This is a genomic window from Flavobacterium sp. (assembly GCF_049240005.1).
Classification (GTDB): domain Bacteria; phylum Bacteroidota; class Bacteroidia; order Flavobacteriales; family Flavobacteriaceae; genus Flavobacterium.
This window is the reverse complement of sequence record NZ_JBMLTK010000118.1, coordinates 30,030-49,286: the sequence shown is the minus strand read 5'-3', so window position 1 is coordinate 49,286 and position 19,257 is coordinate 30,030. Positions and strand designations below refer to the sequence as shown.

The 19,257-nt window shown below is 42.7% G+C and carries 18 protein-coding genes; 10 read left to right on the top strand and 8 right to left on the bottom strand.

Annotation, left to right across the window (positions count from 1 at the left end; genetic code table 11):
- Nucleotides 1–21: 21 nt before the first annotated feature.
- Nucleotides 22–156, bottom strand: coding sequence for a hypothetical protein (locus ACOVQQ_RS12080; protein ID WP_421818422.1), 135 nt, complete (start codon nt 154–156; stop codon nt 22–24).
- Between the two features lie 340 nt (nt 157–496).
- Here ACOVQQ_RS12080 and hisG point away from each other — a divergent pair, with 340 nt between their 5' ends.
- From hisG to hisIE, 8 genes are read left to right on the top strand one after another with little or no spacing between them, the layout of a single operon-like run.
- Nucleotides 497–1,354 (top strand): ATP phosphoribosyltransferase, encoded by an 858-nt coding sequence (gene hisG, locus ACOVQQ_RS12075; protein WP_421818421.1) that lies wholly within the window; start codon nt 497–499, stop codon nt 1,352–1,354.
- Nucleotides 1,355–1,363: 9 nt separating this feature from the next.
- Nucleotides 1,364–2,659 (top strand): histidinol dehydrogenase, encoded by a 1,296-nt coding sequence (hisD, locus tag ACOVQQ_RS12070; RefSeq protein WP_421818420.1) that lies wholly within the window; start codon nt 1,364–1,366, stop codon nt 2,657–2,659.
- Nucleotides 2,656–3,669: a histidinol-phosphate transaminase gene (gene hisC / locus ACOVQQ_RS12065; RefSeq protein WP_421818419.1), complete on the top strand. Its 1,014-nt coding sequence runs from the start codon at nt 2,656–2,658 to the stop codon at nt 3,667–3,669. The genes hisD and hisC overlap by 4 nt, the downstream gene beginning before the upstream one ends.
- Complete coding sequence (gene hisB, locus ACOVQQ_RS12060) at nt 3,666–4,754, top strand: bifunctional histidinol-phosphatase/imidazoleglycerol-phosphate dehydratase HisB (RefSeq protein ID WP_421818418.1); 1,089 nt, start codon at nt 3,666–3,668, stop codon at nt 4,752–4,754. The genes hisC and hisB overlap by 4 nt, the downstream gene beginning before the upstream one ends.
- Nucleotides 4,751–5,332: an imidazole glycerol phosphate synthase subunit HisH gene (gene hisH, locus ACOVQQ_RS12055; protein WP_421818417.1), complete on the top strand. Its 582-nt coding sequence runs from the start codon at nt 4,751–4,753 to the stop codon at nt 5,330–5,332. Before hisB ends, hisH begins: the two co-directional genes overlap by 4 nt.
- Nucleotides 5,329–6,042 carry a 1-(5-phosphoribosyl)-5-[(5-phosphoribosylamino)methylideneamino]imidazole-4-carboxamide isomerase gene (hisA, locus tag ACOVQQ_RS12050; RefSeq protein ID WP_421818416.1) on the top strand — a complete coding sequence of 238 codons (714 nt, stop codon included), beginning with the start codon at nt 5,329–5,331 and terminating at the stop codon, nt 6,040–6,042. The genes hisH and hisA overlap by 4 nt, the downstream gene beginning before the upstream one ends.
- Nucleotides 6,036–6,788 (top strand): imidazole glycerol phosphate synthase subunit HisF, encoded by a 753-nt coding sequence (hisF, locus tag ACOVQQ_RS12045; RefSeq protein ID WP_421818415.1) that lies wholly within the window; start codon nt 6,036–6,038, stop codon nt 6,786–6,788. The genes hisA and hisF overlap by 7 nt, the downstream gene beginning before the upstream one ends.
- Nucleotides 6,785–7,372 (top strand): bifunctional phosphoribosyl-AMP cyclohydrolase/phosphoribosyl-ATP diphosphatase HisIE, encoded by a 588-nt coding sequence (hisIE, locus tag ACOVQQ_RS12040; protein ID WP_421818414.1) that lies wholly within the window; start codon nt 6,785–6,787, stop codon nt 7,370–7,372. The genes hisF and hisIE overlap by 4 nt, the downstream gene beginning before the upstream one ends.
- Before the next feature lie 2 nt (nt 7,373–7,374).
- On the opposite strand, the gene ACOVQQ_RS12035 is transcribed toward hisIE, so the two are convergent.
- The 7 genes from ACOVQQ_RS12035 to ACOVQQ_RS12005 form a co-directional block, all read right to left on the bottom strand.
- A complete protein-coding gene (locus ACOVQQ_RS12035) occupies nt 7,375–10,392 on the bottom strand; it encodes a glycoside hydrolase family 3 N-terminal domain-containing protein (RefSeq protein ID WP_421818413.1) in 3,018 nt (1,005 codons plus the stop codon).
- A 1-nt stretch (nt 10,393) separates the two neighbouring features.
- On the bottom strand, nt 10,394–10,876 hold the full coding sequence (locus ACOVQQ_RS12030; protein ID WP_421818412.1) for an ABC transporter ATPase: 483 nt from the start codon (nt 10,874–10,876) through the stop codon (nt 10,394–10,396).
- Between the two features lie 2 nt (nt 10,877–10,878).
- A complete protein-coding gene (locus ACOVQQ_RS12025) occupies nt 10,879–11,670 on the bottom strand; it encodes a (Fe-S)-binding protein (protein WP_094486054.1) in 792 nt (263 codons plus the stop codon).
- Nucleotides 11,671–11,682: 12 nt separating this feature from the next.
- Nucleotides 11,683–12,129, bottom strand: coding sequence for an LNS2 domain-containing protein (locus ACOVQQ_RS12020; RefSeq protein ID WP_094486053.1), 447 nt, complete (start codon nt 12,127–12,129; stop codon nt 11,683–11,685).
- A gap of 186 nt (nt 12,130–12,315) precedes the next feature.
- On the bottom strand, nt 12,316–13,635 hold the full coding sequence (locus ACOVQQ_RS12015; protein ID WP_421818411.1) for a 4Fe-4S dicluster domain-containing protein: 1,320 nt from the start codon (nt 13,633–13,635) through the stop codon (nt 12,316–12,318).
- Between the two features lie 5 nt (nt 13,636–13,640).
- Nucleotides 13,641–14,600 carry an MlaD family protein gene (locus ACOVQQ_RS12010; RefSeq protein ID WP_421818410.1) on the bottom strand — a complete coding sequence of 320 codons (960 nt, stop codon included), beginning with the start codon at nt 14,598–14,600 and terminating at the stop codon, nt 13,641–13,643.
- 41 nt (nt 14,601–14,641) lie between these two features.
- Nucleotides 14,642–15,796, bottom strand: a complete 1,155-nt coding sequence (locus ACOVQQ_RS12005; RefSeq protein ID WP_421818409.1) for an N-acetylmuramoyl-L-alanine amidase family protein — start codon at nt 15,794–15,796, stop codon at nt 14,642–14,644.
- 131 nt (nt 15,797–15,927) lie between these two features.
- Between ACOVQQ_RS12005 and ACOVQQ_RS12000 the strand changes: the two genes are divergently transcribed.
- Nucleotides 15,928–18,585, top strand: a complete 2,658-nt coding sequence (locus ACOVQQ_RS12000) for a putative LPS assembly protein LptD (protein ID WP_421818408.1) — start codon at nt 15,928–15,930, stop codon at nt 18,583–18,585.
- A gap of 228 nt (nt 18,586–18,813) precedes the next feature.
- The gene (locus ACOVQQ_RS11995; protein ID WP_421818407.1) at nt 18,814–19,197 is read left to right on the top strand and encodes a RidA family protein; all 384 of its coding nucleotides are present in this window, start codon (nt 18,814–18,816) and stop codon (nt 19,195–19,197) included.
- Nucleotides 19,198–19,257 lie beyond the last annotated feature (60 nt).

The window sequence follows — 19,257 nt, the reverse complement described above, 5'->3', positions numbered from 1 at the left end:
TTCCCTGCCGTGCCAAACGGTTCAAACCGCATTAAACAATTTTTCGGCAACGGCAGGTCGCGTTTTTGCTGCAACTCCTCGCGTTAATGCCCACAAAAACAAGTCGGTAACCATCTTCCTTTGGTCGCCCGTTTCCTCCTGTTTTTGTTTGGGCATTCACGCTGCGGGGTTTCCGCGTCAACCGCTAACGCAGGCAATCGTTACCAAAAATCGTACTCGTAAAAAATTGTTTTTCAATACATTACAAACTAAAGGAAATGCTTTAACAACACATTAATTCAATTTTAACAATCATGCATCGAATAAAGCTTCTACATTTGTAGCAGAATTTTAATACACCGTGAAAAATGAATTTGTACATCTACATCATCTTACTGGCTTACAGGCGAGGTGATACTGATATGCAAATTTTAAACGAAATATCTTTCAAACCCGTCTGAGTATCCGACGGGTTTTTTGTTTTTCCGCACGTTTACTCAGACACATATTCTAAACCATGAGTAAACTAAAAATTGCGGTCCAAAAAAGCGGCCGTCTTACCGAAAAATCGCTAAATCTGCTCGAAGAATGCGGCATTAAAATCTCCAACGGCGCCCGCAAACTCAAAGCCGATGTCGCTAATTTTCCCATCGAAATACTGTTTCTACGCGACGACGACATTCCGCAATACGTCGAACAAGGCGTTGCCGATATCGGAATTCTCGGTCAAAATGAAGTCAGCGAACGCGGCAAAGACGTACAAGTAATCGAGAATTTGGGCTTTGCCGCCTGCCGCATGTCGCTCGCCATTCCAAAAGACGAATCTTACAACGGCATTTCGTACTTCGAAGGCAAGCGCATCGCTACAAGTTATCCCAAAATCTTAACCGAATTTTTCCGTGAAAACGGCATTACAGCAACCATCGAAGAAATTAGCGGCAGCGTAGAAATTGCTCCAGGAATCGGACTCGCCGAAGCCATATTCGATATCGTGAGCACCGGCAGCACCTTGCTAATGAACGGTTTAAAAGAAGTAGAAGTTGTTGCTAAAAGTCAGGCTGTAATGATTGCCAACAAAACACTTTCCGAGGAAAAGCAACAGATTTTAGATCAGCTGTTGTTTCGCATTCGTGCCGTTCGCAGTGCTAAAGAAAACAAATACATCCTACTTAACGCACCAAACGAAGCTTTAGATGCCATTTGCAAAATCCTGCCCGGCATGAAATCGCCAACAATATTGCCCTTAGCCGAACGTGGCTGGAGCAGTTTACACGCGGTAGTTCGCGAATCCGAGTTTTGGGAAATCATCGATCAACTCAAAAATCTCGGTGCACAAGGCATTTTGGTAATTCCAATCGAAAAAATGGTTCTTTAAAAATCTGCTATGATACAATTTGTAAATCCTTCAAAAAATACGTGGGCCGAACTCAGCAAACGCCCTACCCTGCCCACAGAAAATCTCGATGCCAATGTACGGGCCATTTTTACCGACGTGCAAAACCGCGGCGATGCAGCCGTGCTCGAATACACGGAAAAGTTCGACCAAGCGAAACTTACGACATTAGCCGTTTCCCAAGCAGAAATCGATGCTTCGGAGTTTGAAATCGACACTGAACTGCGCACGGCTATTGAAGTTGCGAAAAATGCCATTTACAAATTTCACGAATCGCAACGCGAAGTTCCCGAAATGGTCGAAACAACTCCGGGCGTGCGTTGCTGGCGGGAAAGCCGACCCATACAGCGTGTAGGTATTTACATTCCCGGCGGAACGGCTCCGTTGTTTTCAACGGTTTTAATGTTGGGAATTCCCGCGCAATTGGCAGGCTGTTCCGAGATAGTTTTGTGTTCGCCGCCAAACGCCGAAGGTAAAATTCATCCCGCAATACGGTATGCAGCAAAACGTATTGGTATCAAGCAAATCTTTGCCGTGGGCGGTGTTCAAGCCATTGCCGCTCTTACGTTTGGTACAGAAAGTATACCCGCAGTCTTGAAAATTTTCGGACCCGGAAACCAGTACGTTACGGCAGCCAAACAACTGGCATTGCAGTACGGTGTTGCTATCGATATGCCAGCCGGACCCAGCGAAGTTTTGGTCATAGCCGACAAACACGCCAATCCGGAATTTATTGCCGCCGATTTACTGTCGCAAGCCGAACACGGTGCCGACAGTCAAGTGGTGTTACTCTCCGACAGTGCCGAAATCATTCAACAAGCCATGAATCAAGTTAAGAAACAGCTCGAATTAACACCACGAGCATCGATAGCTGCTGCTGCATTGGCAAATAGTAAGGCAATCCGATTTGAAAATTTAGTTGACTGCTTTGCCTTTAGCAACGCGTTTGCACCCGAACATTTAATTCTTGCTTTAGAAAATGCCGCCGAATACCGCAGTTTAGTTCAGAACGCCGGTTCCGTTTTCTTAGGAAGATACAGTTGCGAAAGCGCCGGAGATTACGCCAGCGGAACCAATCACACCTTACCAACTAACGGCTACGCACGTCAGTACAGCGGCGTCTCGCTAGACAGCTTTATCAAGAAAATTACCTTTCAGGAAATCGATGCGCAAGGAATCAAAAATCTGGGACCAACCATCGAAATCTTGGCCACCGCCGAAGGCTTGCAAGCACACAAAAATGCCGTAACGCTCCGCCTTCAACAAATAAAAAAATCAAATTCATGAAAAGCATTCAACAATTAGCAAACCCGCACTTGCTTAATTTACAACCATACAGCAGCGCACGTTCTGAATACTCAGGCACAGCGAAAGTGTTTTTAGATGCAAACGAGAATCCGTTTGGTGCTTTAAATCGCTATCCAGATCCCTTGCAAACAGCACTAAAATCAAAACTTTCTGAACTTAAAAAAACTGCTCCAGAGCAAATTTTCATCGGAAACGGCAGCGACGAAATCATTGATTTAACGATCCGGCTGTTTTGCGAAGTGGGAGCCGATACCATTGCGATTTGTCCGCCCACCTACGGCATGTACGAGGTTTCGGCTGCCATCAATAACATCCGAGTAAATCGAATTCCGTTAACCGCTGATTTTGAATTAGATGTATCGAAAATTCTCGCACAACCATCCAAAATTTTATTCTTGTGTTCGCCAAACAACCCGACGGGAAATACACTGAAAAATATCGAAGAAGTCGTTCGCTTATATCCAGGAATTGTATTCATCGACGAAGCATATATCGAATTTAGCACCAACGAATCGTGGATTTCAAAACTAAATCAGTTTCCTAATGTAATTGTTTCGCAAACCTTCAGTAAAGCCTACGGACTTGCAGCAGCACGTATCGGAGTGGCGTATACTTCAAAGGAGATAATCGATTTACTCAATAACATAAAACCGCCATACAACTGCAGCTCGCTAAATGTTGCGGCTGCCCTTGAAGCACTTTCCGACAACGAAAAAGTACTGGCGCAAATCGCAGAAATCGTATCCGAACGCAAACGTCTGGAAAACGAACTTGCAGCGGTGTCCGTAATTGAGCAAGTTTTTGCTTCCGACGCCAACTTCCTCTTCCTAAAAACAACCGATGCAACGGCTATTTACAATCAACTGATTAGCCGCGGAATCGTAGTTCGTAACCGACATGGCGTGGTAGAAAATTGCTTGCGAATTACCGTAGGCACAAAACAGGAAAACGATTTGTTAATCAACATCTTAAAAGAAATCCAACTATGAAAAAAGTACTCTTTATCGACCGCGACGGCACGTTAATCCTGGAGCCAAAAACCAATTTTCAGGTGGACAGTTTGGAAAAACTCGAATTCTATCCGTTTGTGTTTCAATACTTGGGAAAAATCGCTAAAGAACTGGATTACGACTTGGTAATGGTTACCAATCAAGACGGTTTAGGTACGGCTTCGTTTCCTGAGTCTACCTTCTGGCCAGCACAAAACAAAATGCTCCAAGCGTTTGAAAATGAAGGCATTGTTTTTAAAGAAGTTTTGATTGATACGTCGTTTGAAAACGAAAATCTACCGACTCGAAAACCGGGAACTGCATTGTTAACACATTATATAAAAGGCAATTACGACTTAGCGAATTCGTTCGTTATTGGCGATCGAGAAAGCGACGTGCAGTTGGCAAAAAATCTGGGTTGCAAGTCGGTTTTCCTTGGCGAAACGTCAACAAACGCCGAGCTCGTCACAACTTCATGGGCAACGATCTATCAGTACTTAAAATCGCAACCACGAACGGCAATGGTAACTCGAAAAACCAAAGAAACAGACATTTCCATTGCATTAAACTTAGACGGCACGGGAAAAGCGGACATCAATACTGGTCTCGGTTTTTTTGATCACTTGTTGGAGCAAATCGCTAAACACGGAAGTTTCGACTTAGCTATTTCCGTACGCGGTGATTTGCATATCGACGAACACCACACAATTGAAGACGTGGCCTTGACATTAGGACAAGCTTTTTTCGAAGCGCTAGGCAGTAAAATCGGCATCGAGCGTTACGGATTTGTCTTACCTATGGACGATTGCTTAGCGCAGCTAGCCCTTGATTTCGGCGGACGTCCGTGGTTGGTTTGGAAGGCTAAATTCAAAAGAGAGAAAGTGGGCGATATGCCAACAGAAATGTTTGAACACTTTTTTAAATCATTTTCCGACCAGGCGAAATGCAACATCAACATCAAAGCCAAAGGGAAAAACGAGCACCACAAAATCGAATCGCTCTTCAAAGCTTTTGGAAAATGCCTCAAAATGGCAGCAACAAAAAACAATCAATTTTCAATTCCAAGTACAAAAGGTACCTTATGATCGCAATAATTCAATACAACGCTGGCAACGCTACTTCGGTGAAAAACGCCGTGGAAAGCTTGGGATTTGATTGTGAAATCACGTCAGATCAACAAAAAATCCGAGCCGCCGAAAAAGTCATTTTTCCCGGTGTAGGTGCCGCACAATCGGCCATGCTGTATCTAAAAACATACGGATTAGATAACTGCATTCAAAAACTTCAACAACCGGTTTTAGGAATTTGCCTTGGGCAGCAACTGCTGTGTGCGCATTCTGAGGAAGGAAACACGACGGGACTAGGAATTTTCAATGCAAAAGTAAAGCGCTTCCCGGCAAACGGTACCGTTCCACACATGGGCTGGAATACGATTACTCCTGTAAAAGAAACCGCTCTTTTAGAAGGAATTACTGCCTACGACGACGTTTACTTCGTGCATTCTTACTATTGCGAACCCACTTCAGAAACTGTTGCTACCTGCGATTACATCTTGCCGTTCAGCGCGGTTATGCAAAAAGATAACTTCTATGCCACACAATTTCATCCAGAAAAATCGGCAGGAATCGGACTCCAAATATTAAATAACTTCTTGAAATTATGAGAATTATACCTGCCATAGATATCATCGAAGGAAAATGCGTTCGTTTAACAAAAGGCGATTATTCCACACAAAAAATATATCGAGAAAACCCTTTAGAAGTAGCCAAAGAATTTGAAGCCAACGGTATTGAATACTTGCATTTAGTGGATTTAGACGGTGCAAAATCAAACGGAATTGTCAACTATAAAACCTTAGAATTACTGGCTACGAAAACGCAACTAAAAATAGATTTTGGCGGCGGCATTAAATCGACAACCGATGTAGACATAGCATTTTCGAGCGGCGCGGCACAAATTACAGCAGGAAGCATTGCCGTTAAAAAGCCGGAACTATTTGCCTCGTGGTTGGATAGATACGGTAGTTCAAAAATCATTCTTGGCGCCGATGCCCAAAATCGAAAAATTGCAGTTCAAGGATGGCAAGAAAAATCGGATGAAGATGTTGTGGCATTCATCAAAACCCATTTCGAAAAAGGAATTCAATATGTGGTTTGTACCGATATCGAAAAAGACGGCATGTTAGCAGGACCGTCGTTCGATTTATATGAAGAAATACTGAAATCCGTTCCTGTAAAACTCGTGGCAAGTGGAGGTGTAAGCTCGCTAAATGATTTGCAACAACTCAAAATTTTGGGTTGCGACGCGGCAATTATCGGTAAAGCCTTGTATGAGAATAAAATAACCTTAACTGAACTGGCTGCCTTATGTTAAAAAAACGAATCATTCCGTGTTTAGACATAAAAGACGGTCGAACTGTAAAAGGCGTACAATTTCAGAACATCAAAGACGCCGGCGATCCGCTAGAATTGGCCAAGCGGTACTCCGATGAAGGCGCCGACGAACTCGTATTTCTCGACATTACCGCAACATTGGAAAAGCGGCAAACCCTGGTAAAACTCGTTGAGCAAATGGCATCGAAAATTCGTATTCCCTTTACTGTAGGCGGTGGAATCAATTCTCTAGCCGATGCCGAAGCGGTTATTCGTGCGGGCGCTGATAAAATAAGTTTGAACTCTGCAGCGGTAAAACGACCTGAGTTAATCACTGAAATCGCAGAAGCTTTTGGGAGTCAATGCGTTGTTGTTGCTATCGACACCAAACTCGTACAAGACCAATGGAAAGTCTTTGTAAACGCAGGCAAAACCGAAATGCCACTCAACACGGTCGATTGGGCGAAACGAGCATTTAATCTAGGTGCGGGCGAGCTTTTACTCACATCTATGAATCACGACGGCTCGCGAAACGGCTTTGCACTTCCCATTTTGCGCGAGGTTTCGGCTGCTGTGAACATTCCCGTTATCGCTTCGGGAGGTGCGGGAACGCCTGAGCACTTCGCCGAGGTTTTCCAACAAACGTCGGTTTCGGCGGCTTTAGCAGCGGGTATCTTCCACGAAAGTGTAGTTAGCATTTCTGAAGTAAAATCGTATTTAAAAACACTAAACATACCTATTCGATGAAAACAGATTTCGATAAAGAAAACGGACTCGTTCCAGCTATCATCCAAAATTACCAAAATGGCAGCGTTTTGATGCTTGGTTATATGAATCGTGAAGCCTACGAAAAAACCTGCGAAACAAAGAAAGTGACGTTTTTCAGCCGATCAAAACAGAGGTTGTGGACCAAAGGTGAGACATCCGGAAACTACCTAAATATGGTGTCGATTTCTGAAGATTGCGACAACGATGCACTATTGATACTCGCGAATCCGGAAGGGCCAACTTGCCACACGGGAACGGAATCGTGTTTCAAAAACAATTTCCAAAAATCGTTTTTATACGACTTAGAAGCCATAATTTCCGATCGAATTACGGGTAGCGATTCGAATTCTTACACTAAAAAATTAGTGGAAAAAGGCATCAATAAAGTAGCGCAAAAAGTAGGCGAAGAAGCTGTGGAATTGGTTATTGAAGCCAAAGACACTAATACCGAATTGTTTTTAAACGAAGCAGCCGATTTGTTGTATCACGTTCTGATTTTGCTTCGCGCGAAAGGAACATCGTTAGCAGCTGTGGAAGAAGTATTGCGGAGTCGATCGCGTTAATCCTATTCTAGGATGGCGTCTTGAATCGCTTTTTGTATTTGTTCGCGAACGTTTTGTTGCGATAAGGCGTTAGGTGCGTTGCTATCGGGAAACGTTCGGTTGGATAAAAACACATAAACGAGTTGTGTTTTCGGATCGGCCCACGCAATAGTGCCCGTAAAACCGGTGTGACCGAAGCTCTCTGCCGAAACGCAACCGCAGGTCGGACCCGCATTTCCGGGTAATTGTGGTTTGTCGAATCCCAAGCCACGTCGGCTTCCCAAAGTTTCGAAATAACGTGTATTGAAGGTATCGAAAGTAGCAGAACTAAAATACTGTTCGCCCGCATAATTTCCTTTTTGCAAGAAAAGCTGCATCATTTTGGCAACATCCAGTGAAGTACCAAAAAGTCCGGCGTGCCCTCCTACTCCACCTTGCATCGCTGCCGCCATATCGTGTACAAATCCTTGAATGGTGTCTCTTCGGAAATAGGTATCAATTTCGGTAGGAACAACAAGCTGCTTTTCAAATCGTTGCAACGGATTATAGGTAAGCGTTCTCGCGCCTATTTTCTTGTAAAAATGCGTATATGCGCTGATGTCTAAACTTGAATGCAATTGATCTTCCAAATACTTATGCGCCAAGATAAAGGTGTAATCGCTGTACTTATAACCTTGATTTGGAACGAGTTTCGAATTTTTAATTTTCTGAAGAATCGAATCGCGGTATGTACCAATGATGTACAAACTGTCGCTCACACGCGTATTGAATGTTTGATTGGCTATTTTTGAGTAATAAGTCGGATTCACCGTTCCGTTCGCCAAGAGCGTTTGTTTGTAAAACGGTGTCCACGCTTCGAAACCGGCTTGATGCGAAAGCCATTGCTTTACGGTAATATCTTTTTTATCAGATGTTTGCAAATACGGCAAAAGTGTTCCCAGATTGGTATCTAAGGTAAACTTGTGCTGCTCGTAGTTTTGCATCAATAACGGCAAAGGTGCTAAGATTTTGGTAAGCGAAGCCAAATCGTAAACGGCAGCGTTGGTTACCTTTGGTGCCGTAGCGTCGTAGGTAAATTTTCCGAAGGATTTTTGATAAACAACTTTACCGTTTCGGGCAACAAGAATTTGTGCTCCTGGTGTAGTTTTCTTTGCAATAGCCGTTTCAATAATGTTATCAACGAGTTTCAGTTTATCAGAACTCATTTTTTGCAGCTCTGGAAGCGAAAATCCAAGACGATTACTAGTTTTCGTGTCGATACCCATGCCCGCCTGAAATTTGGCGTTGATGCTTACCGGCAAGCGACCAGCAGCGGCAGTGGTTCCAAAAATGATATCTGCACTAACGCGTTGCGCTACATCGGCATTTTGATAGGAAACTACAATTGCCGAAAATCGATCCAAAAATGAAATAGGCATTAACGAATACGGACGAACGAAAACGTCGAGAATTACCGATTTTTTCTGCGTTAAGCGATCGAGAATTTGAATTTCAGTATCGGTAAACGATTGCGATTTCCACGCGCGATCCGATTTGTGAAAACCGACAATTACTTTTGAGAATTCGGCAAACTGACTTTCGATAGAATCGAGTGATGCGACAGCAACTTCGGTAATATCTGCGTAATTTTTAAGTGACTCCAAAAATGCTGTATTCTGGTCGTCGCCGAGTTTTACGTATGCAATACGCTCGTTTTCCAATTTTTGAATTGGCAGAATGTTGTTCTGATTTTGAACGAGGGTAACCGCATTTTCGAACAATTGCTGTTGCAGAATTTTATTTTGCGGCGGATTGATATCTGCAATTAGGTTTTGCTCGGCAATGGGTTGGTATTTGTTTAAACCAATTCTGTATTTGTGTTGCAGAATTTTCTTCACAGATTTACTCAGTCGTTCTTCGGTTAAAACACCATCTTGATACGCCATGCAAATGAGTTCAATACCTAGCGGAATATTTTCGGGAAACAGTAAAACATCGTTTCCTGCTAACAGCGCTTCCAGATTAATTTTACCTGGCGGACGTGTGCCCGAAGCGGCTTTCATGTTTAACGCATCGGTAAATATGAGTCCGTCGAATTTCATTTCATCAATCAATAAATCGGAAATGATATTTTTAGAAACGGAAGACGGAATATCTGCTTGCGGTTCAATAGCGGGAACGTTTAAATGCGCCACCATTACCGAAGAAAGTCCGTTTTTAAATAACTTTTTGTACGGATAGAGTTCCAAACTATCGATTCGTTCTTTTGTAAAAGGAATTACTGGAAGTGCATAATGCGAATCGGTGCCAGTATCGCCGTGGCCGGGAAAATGTTTTCCGGTGGCGTAAATGCCGCTTTCTTGAATTCCGGTCATCAACGCTAAAGCCGATTGGGTCACGTTTTCTTTGCTTTCGCCGAAAGAACGGAAACCAATTATCGGATTTTTGGGATTGGTATTCACATCAAGAACGGGAGCAAAATTGAAATGCACGCCTAAACGTTTGCTTTCTTTTGCCATCTGAATACCCATACTTTCCAATAACTTCTTGTTGCGAACGGCGCCCAAAGTCATGTTAAACGGAAATTTGAACGTAGAATCGAGACGCATGTTTAGTCCCCACTCGGCATCGATACCAATAAATAATGGAAGTTTCGAAATTGCTTGATATTGGTTGGTCAGTTTTGCTTGACGCATCGGACCGCCTTGAAAGAAAATCAGGCCACCAATTTTATAATCGCGAATGAGTTTCTTAACCGAATTTACGTGCACGCTGTCTTTGTTGGAATAGGCCGCCACCATGAATAGTTGCCCGATTCGTTCGGTCAGGTTCATGTTGTTGTACACGCTGTCGACCCAACGTTTTTCCGCATTAGATTCCTTCATCCAAGCGAATGAAACCGGCGGCAGTGAGTCGATGGGTTCGTGGTTACTTTTTGCGTGGGAAAGTTCCTCGGCACGTTGTTGTTCGGCTTTTTTAGTTTCCGCAGATTTACAAGCAGCGATTACTAAAACGATTGATGCCAAGACGACACCGAGTTGAATACGAGCGGATATCTTCATCTTAAAAAAACCTGCTGTGCCAACTTTGCGAGGCTTCAACTTCCCAGTCGTTTTGATATTCCTCGATAGTGTTTACCAAATTATTAAAAACGATCGTATGAGGCGACACGGCGCGATCTTTGACCATTTTCTTAAAATCGATCAATGATTTATGTGCGATATGGTCACCCAAACGATACGTTACATTCATTTTATCGAGCAAAACGATATCGAATTGTTTTTCCAACTCTTGTATGAAATGTACGGATGCATCAATGGAACAACCCGTAGCAGCATTAAACTCTTGATCAACAGCTAGAACGATAAACCGGTCGTAGCGAATTTCAAAAGAAGCTTGCAGCGGTTTTCCGTGTGCCGCCCAATTTTCAACAAATTGTTTTAGTGCGGTTTCAATTTGGGTTAGTTCTTCAGGTTGAAGGCGTCGGTTGCTTTGGTAAATCCAAACGCGCGACTCTTCGGGTAATTCTTCAAAAGGTACGTACATTTTTATAAGTCTTCTGCATTAGCAATCAATTCGGCAATGTCCATCACTTTTACGCTGCCTTCTTTTTCTTTGTTTTTCACACCGTCGGTCATCATGGTGTTACAAAACGGACAAGCAGCGGCTATGATATCGGGTTGCGTTTCGAGCGCGTCTTCGGTTCTGAGGATGTTTACTTCTTTATTTCCAGGCTCTGCGTCTTTAAACATTTGTGCACCACCAGCGCCACAACAGAGCCCGTTTGCTTTTGAGCGTTTCATTTCAACAAGCGCCACATCAAGTTTTTCCATTAACTCGCGCGGAGCTTCATAGATGTTGTTGGCACGACCTAGATAACACGGATCGTGGAAGGTGATTCGTTTTCCTTTAAACTGCCCGCCTTGAATGGTGAGTCGGCCGGAATCGAGCAACGATTTTAAGAATTCGGTATGGTGAATGACTTCGTAGTTTCCGCCGAGTTCTGGATATTCGTTTTTGAGTGTATTGAAGCAGTGCGGGCAAGCCGTAACGATTTTTTTCGCTTCGTATGCGTTTAGCACTTCGATATTCATCATGGCTTGCATTTGGAATACGAATTCGTTTCCGGCACGTTTTGCGGGATCGCCGGTGCAACTTTCTTCGGTTCCGAGCACGGCAAATTTTACTTGTGCTTTATTGAGAATTTTCACGAAAGCTTTCGTGATTTTTTTGGCTCTATCGTCGAAACTACCTGCGCAGCCAACCCAAAATAAAACTTCGGGTTGTTCGCCATTTGCCAGCATTTCTGCCATTGTTGGAACTGAAAGTTGCTCTGCCATAGTTATAAGTTTTTATTCGTGTTTGCCATCGTCGAAAACTTGGATGGTGACTTCTTTTTCAATTAAATCGGTGAATTTGCCTCGATAACGAGTTGCTTTCACCAGGTGATTATCGATCCAGTGGTAATTTCCGCCCCGTGGTTTACCCATAACCATACCGTGGTATTTGAAACCGTGCTTTTTGAGCCAAATCTCGGTGTACTCGCGGTGGGCTTCGGTGCGTGAGGTGAAGAAGAAAATGATGTGTCCTTCGTCGTACCACTTATTTAATGTTGCTAATGCATCAGGATAAACCGCAGCAGTGAGCATGCGTTCGGGCTCTTCGTTTGGAATATCGTCGCAAATGGTTCCGTCGATATCAATCAAGTAATTCTTGATGCCTTCCGGAAGGATTGGGCTAATGGTTTTACCGTTTTCCGTTGCGCCGATAAGTTGTTTTTCTACATCTTCAAGTTTCATTTTCGTTTTGTTTTTAATTTGTTGTTAATCAGATTAAAAACAGCCTTACGCTCACATATAAGATCCGTTTTTTGGTATTGGTGCCCGCATTAGGGATTGCAGTGGAAATCCTGCCTTTGATAAAAGGCAGATTGGAACGGAAAGCCCGACCGCCCGGAGGTACGGAGGGTGGGAATGCCCAAATCCTTATTCATTTTTCCAATTCAATCGATCTTGCTGGCTGTATTGCCATGGTGCTCCGTTATTTTCGATGTTGCTCATCATTGCGTTGAGCGACATAGGTGCGGCGCTTTGTTCCATTACGAGGAAGCGGCGCAAATCGAGAATAATTGACAGCGGATTTATATTTACTGGACATTCTTCGACACAGGCGTTACACGACGTACATGCCCATAACTCTTCTGGCGTTATGTAGTCGTTTAGCAAGGTTTTGGTGCTTTGCGGCATTTGTCCGTTGTTCTTATCTATTTCATCACCCAACTCCACCATTCGATCGCGCGTGGCCATCATGATTCGTCTTGGAGATAATTTTTTACCCGTTTGATTTGCGGGACAAGCCGAAGTACAGCGGCCACATTCGGTACAAGTGTACGCATTAAGCAATTGTACGCGGTTGAGATCGGTTACGTCGGCGGCGCCAAATTTCGTTGCTGGAGCGTCGGCTGGAGCTGCGGCATAAGGATCGGCGTTTGGATCGAGCATCAATTTCACTTCACGTGTAACCGATTCCAGATTAGTAAATTTCCCTTTCGCGTCTAAGTCAGCAAAATATGTATTTGGAAATGCGAGTAAAATATGCAAATGTTTGCTGAAATACAGATAGTTAAGGAAAATCAAGATTCCGATGATGTGTAACCACCAAGCCGAACGCTCCAAAAGAGCCACAACGCCTGGACTCATGCCTTCGAAAATGGGCAACAGGAACGACGAAACGGGAAAAGCGCCTGCTTCGGGATAATGCGTATAGCCAATAAGTTGCAGATGACGATCGGCTGCATTCATTATTAAAAAGAGCGACATCAGCACAACTTCGAAGTACAAAATATAATTCGCGTCTGATTTAGGCCAGCCGGTCAAGTCGTTGTGGATGAAGCGTTTTAGTTTAATAATGTTTCGTCTGGCGAAAAAGGCAAATACAGCTACGAGAACGAGCAAGGCCAGAATTTCGAATGAGGCGATTAGCACGTTGTACGTTGTTCCTAAGAAACTGAAAATGCGGTGTGTCCCGAAAAGGCCGTCGATTATAATTTCGAGAACTTCGATATTGATGATTACAAAACCAACGTACACGATGATGTGTAGCAATCCGCTGATTGGTCTGGTGATCATTTTCTTTTGACCGAGTGCGATGAGCACCATATTTTTCCAACGTTCAGAACTGCGGTCGCTGCGATCAACTTCTTGACCGAGTTTGATATTGCGAATGATTTTCTTGGCACTTTTTGCAAAGAAGGCAATTCCAAGAGCTAGGACAATAAGAAACAGTATGTTATCAATGTATTGCATCTGCTTTAAGGTTTTGGTTCGGCGTTAGTTTCGGGCGCTTTGTATGGTTTATTCTTTTTTCCAAACAGCGAAACGTTGATGTATCGCGTTGGATTTAGGCGTAAATCTTGCAAAAGTAACTCCAATTCTTTTGCTGTTTTATTGAAGTTGCTATACATGGCTTCATCTTTGAGGATTTTTCCGGCGGTACCTTTTCCGCTTTGAAGATCGGCGATGATTTTATCCATATTTGCCAGCGTAGATTCTAGCTTTTTGACCGTTTGTCCAATATTTACTTTGGCTAACGAATCGGATATTTTAGCGAAGTTTCCAGAAGTTTTGTCAAAATTAGCGATGGTGCTGTTAAGTTTTCCTTTGTTGTCGGCGATTAAGTCGTTTGCATTTGTAGCGAGCGACTTGAATTCGGTCATTGTTTTCTCAAGTTCAGCAATTGAATTTTTGAGATGATTTTGTGTTTTGGTATCGAGCGTATTGTTGATTCCGTTGAGTAATACGTTAACCGACGAAAGTATCGTTGAAATTTTTTCTTGCAGCGGTTTTAAGGTTTCGGTTACTTGTGCTGTAATTCCCGAGATTACTTCACCTTGCAAATAGGTTCCGTTTTCGATCATGTTCGTGTCTTGCAGGTTTGGAATGATTTGTACTTGTTTGCCACCGATTAATCCGGGCTCGTACAGATTTGCTTTTGAGGACTTGGAGATAGGGAAATCGCCTGTGATTTTTAACTCAACAAGTAATGACGCGTCTTTCGGATCGAGAGTAATGGATTGTACCTTTCCTACTGCGAGTCCGTTAATGGTTACTGCTGCCGACGGCAAAAGACCTTCGACGTTTTTATATTTAACGTAAACGGTTTTAGATGAATCAAATAAGTCGCTCCCTTTGAGGAAATTATATCCCCAAATGAATAAGAGTATGGATGAAACGACGAGTATGGCGGTTTTGAGCTCTCTGCTTAGTTTCAAGGTGCAAGTTTTTGCGCAAATTTAAACTAAATTATAGAAGCTTATTGCTTAATCGCTTCTTGTACACTGATTTTTTTTCCGTCTTTGAAAGCAATGATGTACGCTGAATCGTAGCCTTTTGATTTTGCTGTTGCGAGCAGTTCTTTTGCTTTGGCGTAATCGGAGGTATTTCCATACATGTATTTGTAGAGGGTTCCGTTATCGGTGGCTACACTGATGTCGGTTAATCCTTTAAAATTTGCTGGTGTTGGGTCGAGTTTTTTGCCGCTGGCACTGATTTGTACTTTGAAGACAATGCCCGACTCTACGGCACTGGTTTGCTGTTGTGGTTCTTGATTTCGAGGAGTTTCTGTTACGGGTTTTGCGGGTGCTACGCGATCTTCAGGAGCTAATTTTTCCGACGGCTTTTCGGAAATTTGCCCTTCCCCACCAAAATATTCCTTTTTGTAACTAATAATGGCTTTTGCGATTGCCTCAGCTAATTTATCTTGCCCTTCATCTGAATTTAGGTATGCGCCTTCTTTTGCATTAGAAATAAAACCCATCTCGATAAGTACGCGAGGCATATAGGCTTTATGTAATACCATATACGGTGCTTGCTTTACACCGCGACTTTTCCGGCCAAGCATATCTGTAAAGTTATTTTGGATTTTACTGGCTAGAGCGATACTGTTGTCCATGTACTCTTCTTGGAGCATGGTCATCCCGATCATTTTTTCTGGAGAATTCGGATCAAATCCCTCGTATTTAATTTTATAATCTTTCTCCATAGTAATTACGGCGTTTTCGCGTTTCGCTGCTTCCAGGTTACTTGCGTTTTTGGCCATACCCATTACGTAGGTTTCGGTTCCATCGGCAGAGAGGTTTGCGTTTGCGTTGCAGTGTATTGAGACGAAGATGTTGGCGTCGGCGCGATTGGCGATGTTTGCACGTTCGATAAGTTCGATAAAAACGTCGGTTTTACGAGTATAAACCACGTCGATATCGGGCTGTCTTTCTAAAATTTTCCCAACGCGAAGCACTACTTCTAGGGCGATTCGTTTCTCTAAGTATCCGTGATACGAGGCGCCAAAGTCTTTACCACCGTGACCTGCATCGAGAGCTACTTTAAATGTATTTGACTGAGCTGAAACAACTTGCGTAAAAAAAAGTATGCTTAATGAAATGAATTGTAAAGATTTGCGTTTGAAGTTCATCTTTCAGGCTTGTTTTTTGTGGATTTAAATGCTTCGTTAAAATTACTTCCGGCTTATATAGCTGAAAAATTATATGTAAGTTTGACCCACCAAAAAGTGCGCCACTTTTCACAAAAGTAGTATTAATACATTTGCGTTCAAACTTACTTCATATCGTTTTTTTAGCAACGTTTTTAACAATCTGTTGCGGAAAAGTTCAGGCGCAGGAATTGCCTGCAAAATCACTTAACGTTTCACGTACCCAAAAAGATACTCTGACCGTATCACTACCCACCACAACCGTCGATACATCAAAGAAAGGTAGTGTTGAACCCAAGAAATCCGTCTTAGAAGACATCGTTCGCCGCAAGGCAAAAGGTTACGAGCGAATGAATCAGAAAACAAAGCAGTTAACGCTGTATGACGAAGCTGAATTGTACTATCAAGACGTAGAACTTACCGCTGGAATAATTGTAATGAATTACGAAACCAATGAAGTTTCGGCTGGAAGAATTAAAGATTCTACAGGTACATTAACGCAGCGGCCTGTCTTCAAACAAGGTACAAACGTGGTTGAACCCGATTCGATCCGTTTCAATACGAAAACTAAAAAAGTAATTATTTACAATTCGCGCTCGCAACAGGGAGAACTTAATTTTATTTCTGAAATAGCTAAACGCGAAAACGACTCGGTATACTTTTTATCTAGAACGAAGTTTACCACCTCGGAAGATATCGACAATCCGGAATATTACTTTTTGGCACAAAAGGCAAAGTTTGTTCCTAAAAAGAAAGTAGTCGTAGGGTTTACGAATATGTACATTGCCGACGTTCCGACGCCTATTGCCGTGCCCTTTGCTTTTTTTCCAATGACGACTAAAAGTCAGTCGGGTGTATTAATTCCAACTTTTAACGATACGAACAATCGCGGATATTCTCTTCAAAACGGTGGTTACTATTTTGCTATCAGCGATTATCTGGATTTGAAGTTAACCGGCGATTATTTCACAAACGGTAGTTACGGAATTCGAGCCGAAACGAACTACGCTTTGCGATACAAGTTTCGTGGAAACGTGAATTTTAGGTATGAAAACCAAGTTTTTAGCGAACGTGGTTTCCCAGATTACAGCAGAACTACTCTTTACAACATACAATGGAGTCATGCGCAAGACGGAAAATCGAATCCGAATTCGCGATTTTCAGCTTCGGTGAATTTGGGAAGCTCGCAGTTTTTTCAAAGTTCATTTAATCAATTGGCTGCTGCATCTCGATTAAATAATACGTTAGCGTCGTCGGTATCGTACTCAAAAACGTTTAATTGGGAACCGCAGGTAAACATCACTTTATCGGCAACGCATTCGCAGAATACGCAGTCGCAAGCTATAAATATGACGTTACCTACTTTCAATGCCAGTATGGACCGCGTGTTTCCGTTTGCTCCGAAAGAAGGAATTAAAAAAGGATTCTTCCAAAACATCAATTTCCAATACAACGTTCTTGGTGAAAACCGCATAAACACCACCGATTCATTATTTTTCAAGCCGGAAATGTTTCGCGATGCCCAAGCTGGAATGCGCCACAGTATTCCGATTAACACGAATATAAAGTTATTCAAGTATTTCAGTGTTCCGTTTAATGTGAACTACAATGAGGTTTGGTACATCAAGACGATAAACCGACGATTTGATCAAGATTTGAATCAAGTAGTTGAACGCGAGGTAGGCGGATTTGATTCGTTTAGAACCTATAACTTCAGTACCGGTCTTGGTACAACGATTTATGGAACCTATGATTTTGGAGATAAGGGTAAGCTAAAAGCGATTCGCCACGTGATGCGTCCGACGGTTTCGTACAACTATACGCCAAGTTTTGATCGGTATTACGATACTTACGCGACCGATGCCAGCGGAAATATGCAAAAGGAATACACCCGTTTTGAAAACGGTATTTATGGTGCACCTCAAAGAAATTACAGTAATGTGCTTGGTTTTCAGTTATCAAACACTTTTGAAGCAAAAGTAACCGACAAAGATTCGACCAAGACAGAGTATAAGAAAATCATGTTGCTTAACAACTTGAATTTCCAAACGGGTTACGACATTAGTGCCGATTCGCTGCGCTGGTCGCCGGTACGCGTTAGTGGAAGCACATTGTTGTTCAAAGAGAAAATGAATGTGAACCTTGCTGCTACGCTCGATCCGTATTCGATAAATGCGGCAGGACGACGTATCAATACGTTCAATATCGACAACGGTGGGTCGTTGTTCCGACTTACTAGTGCTAACGTAACCATGAACTACTCGTTTGACAGTAATTTCGGGAATAAGAAAAACAATGCTGCGGGCGAAGAAAACCAGCGAAACGGCGGTCGAGAAGACGATTTATTTGGAACTGCGACGGATTTTGGGGATCGACGGAAATCGCAGTTTGATGAAGATGATGAAGATACCAAACCATTGGAATTATACGCCGCCGACATACCGTGGGATCTAACTTTGGCCTATTCGCTTACGTATTCTAACGATAGAAGGCAAAGCGAAATCACGGGCAATAGTATTATGGCTTCGGGAAATTTAACGCTTACGCCGAAGTGGAAAATTGGTGCGTCAACAGGTTACGACTTTGTTCAAAAAGGTATCACGTATACCCAACTTCGATTTGAACGCGACTTGTTGAGTTGGCGTATGGATTTTACGTGGGTTCCGATTGATATTTACAAATCGTGGGGATTCTTTATTGGAATCAAGAGCGGTATGTTGAGTGATATTAAGTGGGAACGTCAGAGTTTACCCGACGGCGGACGACGTTAATTTATTAACCTGAGTTCGATTTAATGATGGCGGTCAAAAAACAGATAAACGGTTGATCATCACACTGATTTTTATTAAGACACTACGGTATCGCAAAAAAATCTAACGAAGTAGGCAGCCAGTCATCTGTTTAGTTGGAAAGTTGTTCACTTTAAGCGTTCTGACAATGATTTTTAGTCGAACGCTGCTTGTTAGTTCTTACTGCAAAAAATTCGTACTTTTAGAATTATGAAAAAAATCATTTACACAGCTAATGCACCTGCACCAATTGGTCCGTACAACCAAGCCGTACAATTTGGAAATCAATTATATACGAGTGGGCAGATTGCTATCGATCCAACTACGGGACATTTGAAATTAAAGAATGTGGCCGAGCAAACAGAGCAGGTCATGGAGAACTTACGCACGGTATTAGAAGCGGCTGGTTTTCAATTTTCGGATGTAGTAAAAACGAGTATTTTTCTTACGGACATGAACGATTTTGCCACGGTGAATTCGGTTTACGAAAAGTACTTCGACGAATCGGTAGCGCCTGCTCGGGAAACTGTAGCTGTGCAAGGATTACCTAAGGGCGTGGATGTCGAAATATCGATGATTGCGTTTAAAGAGTAATTACTTTTTTAAACACGCTCAAAGTATTCGACATCACTTAGCGCATTTTTAAAGAGAAAA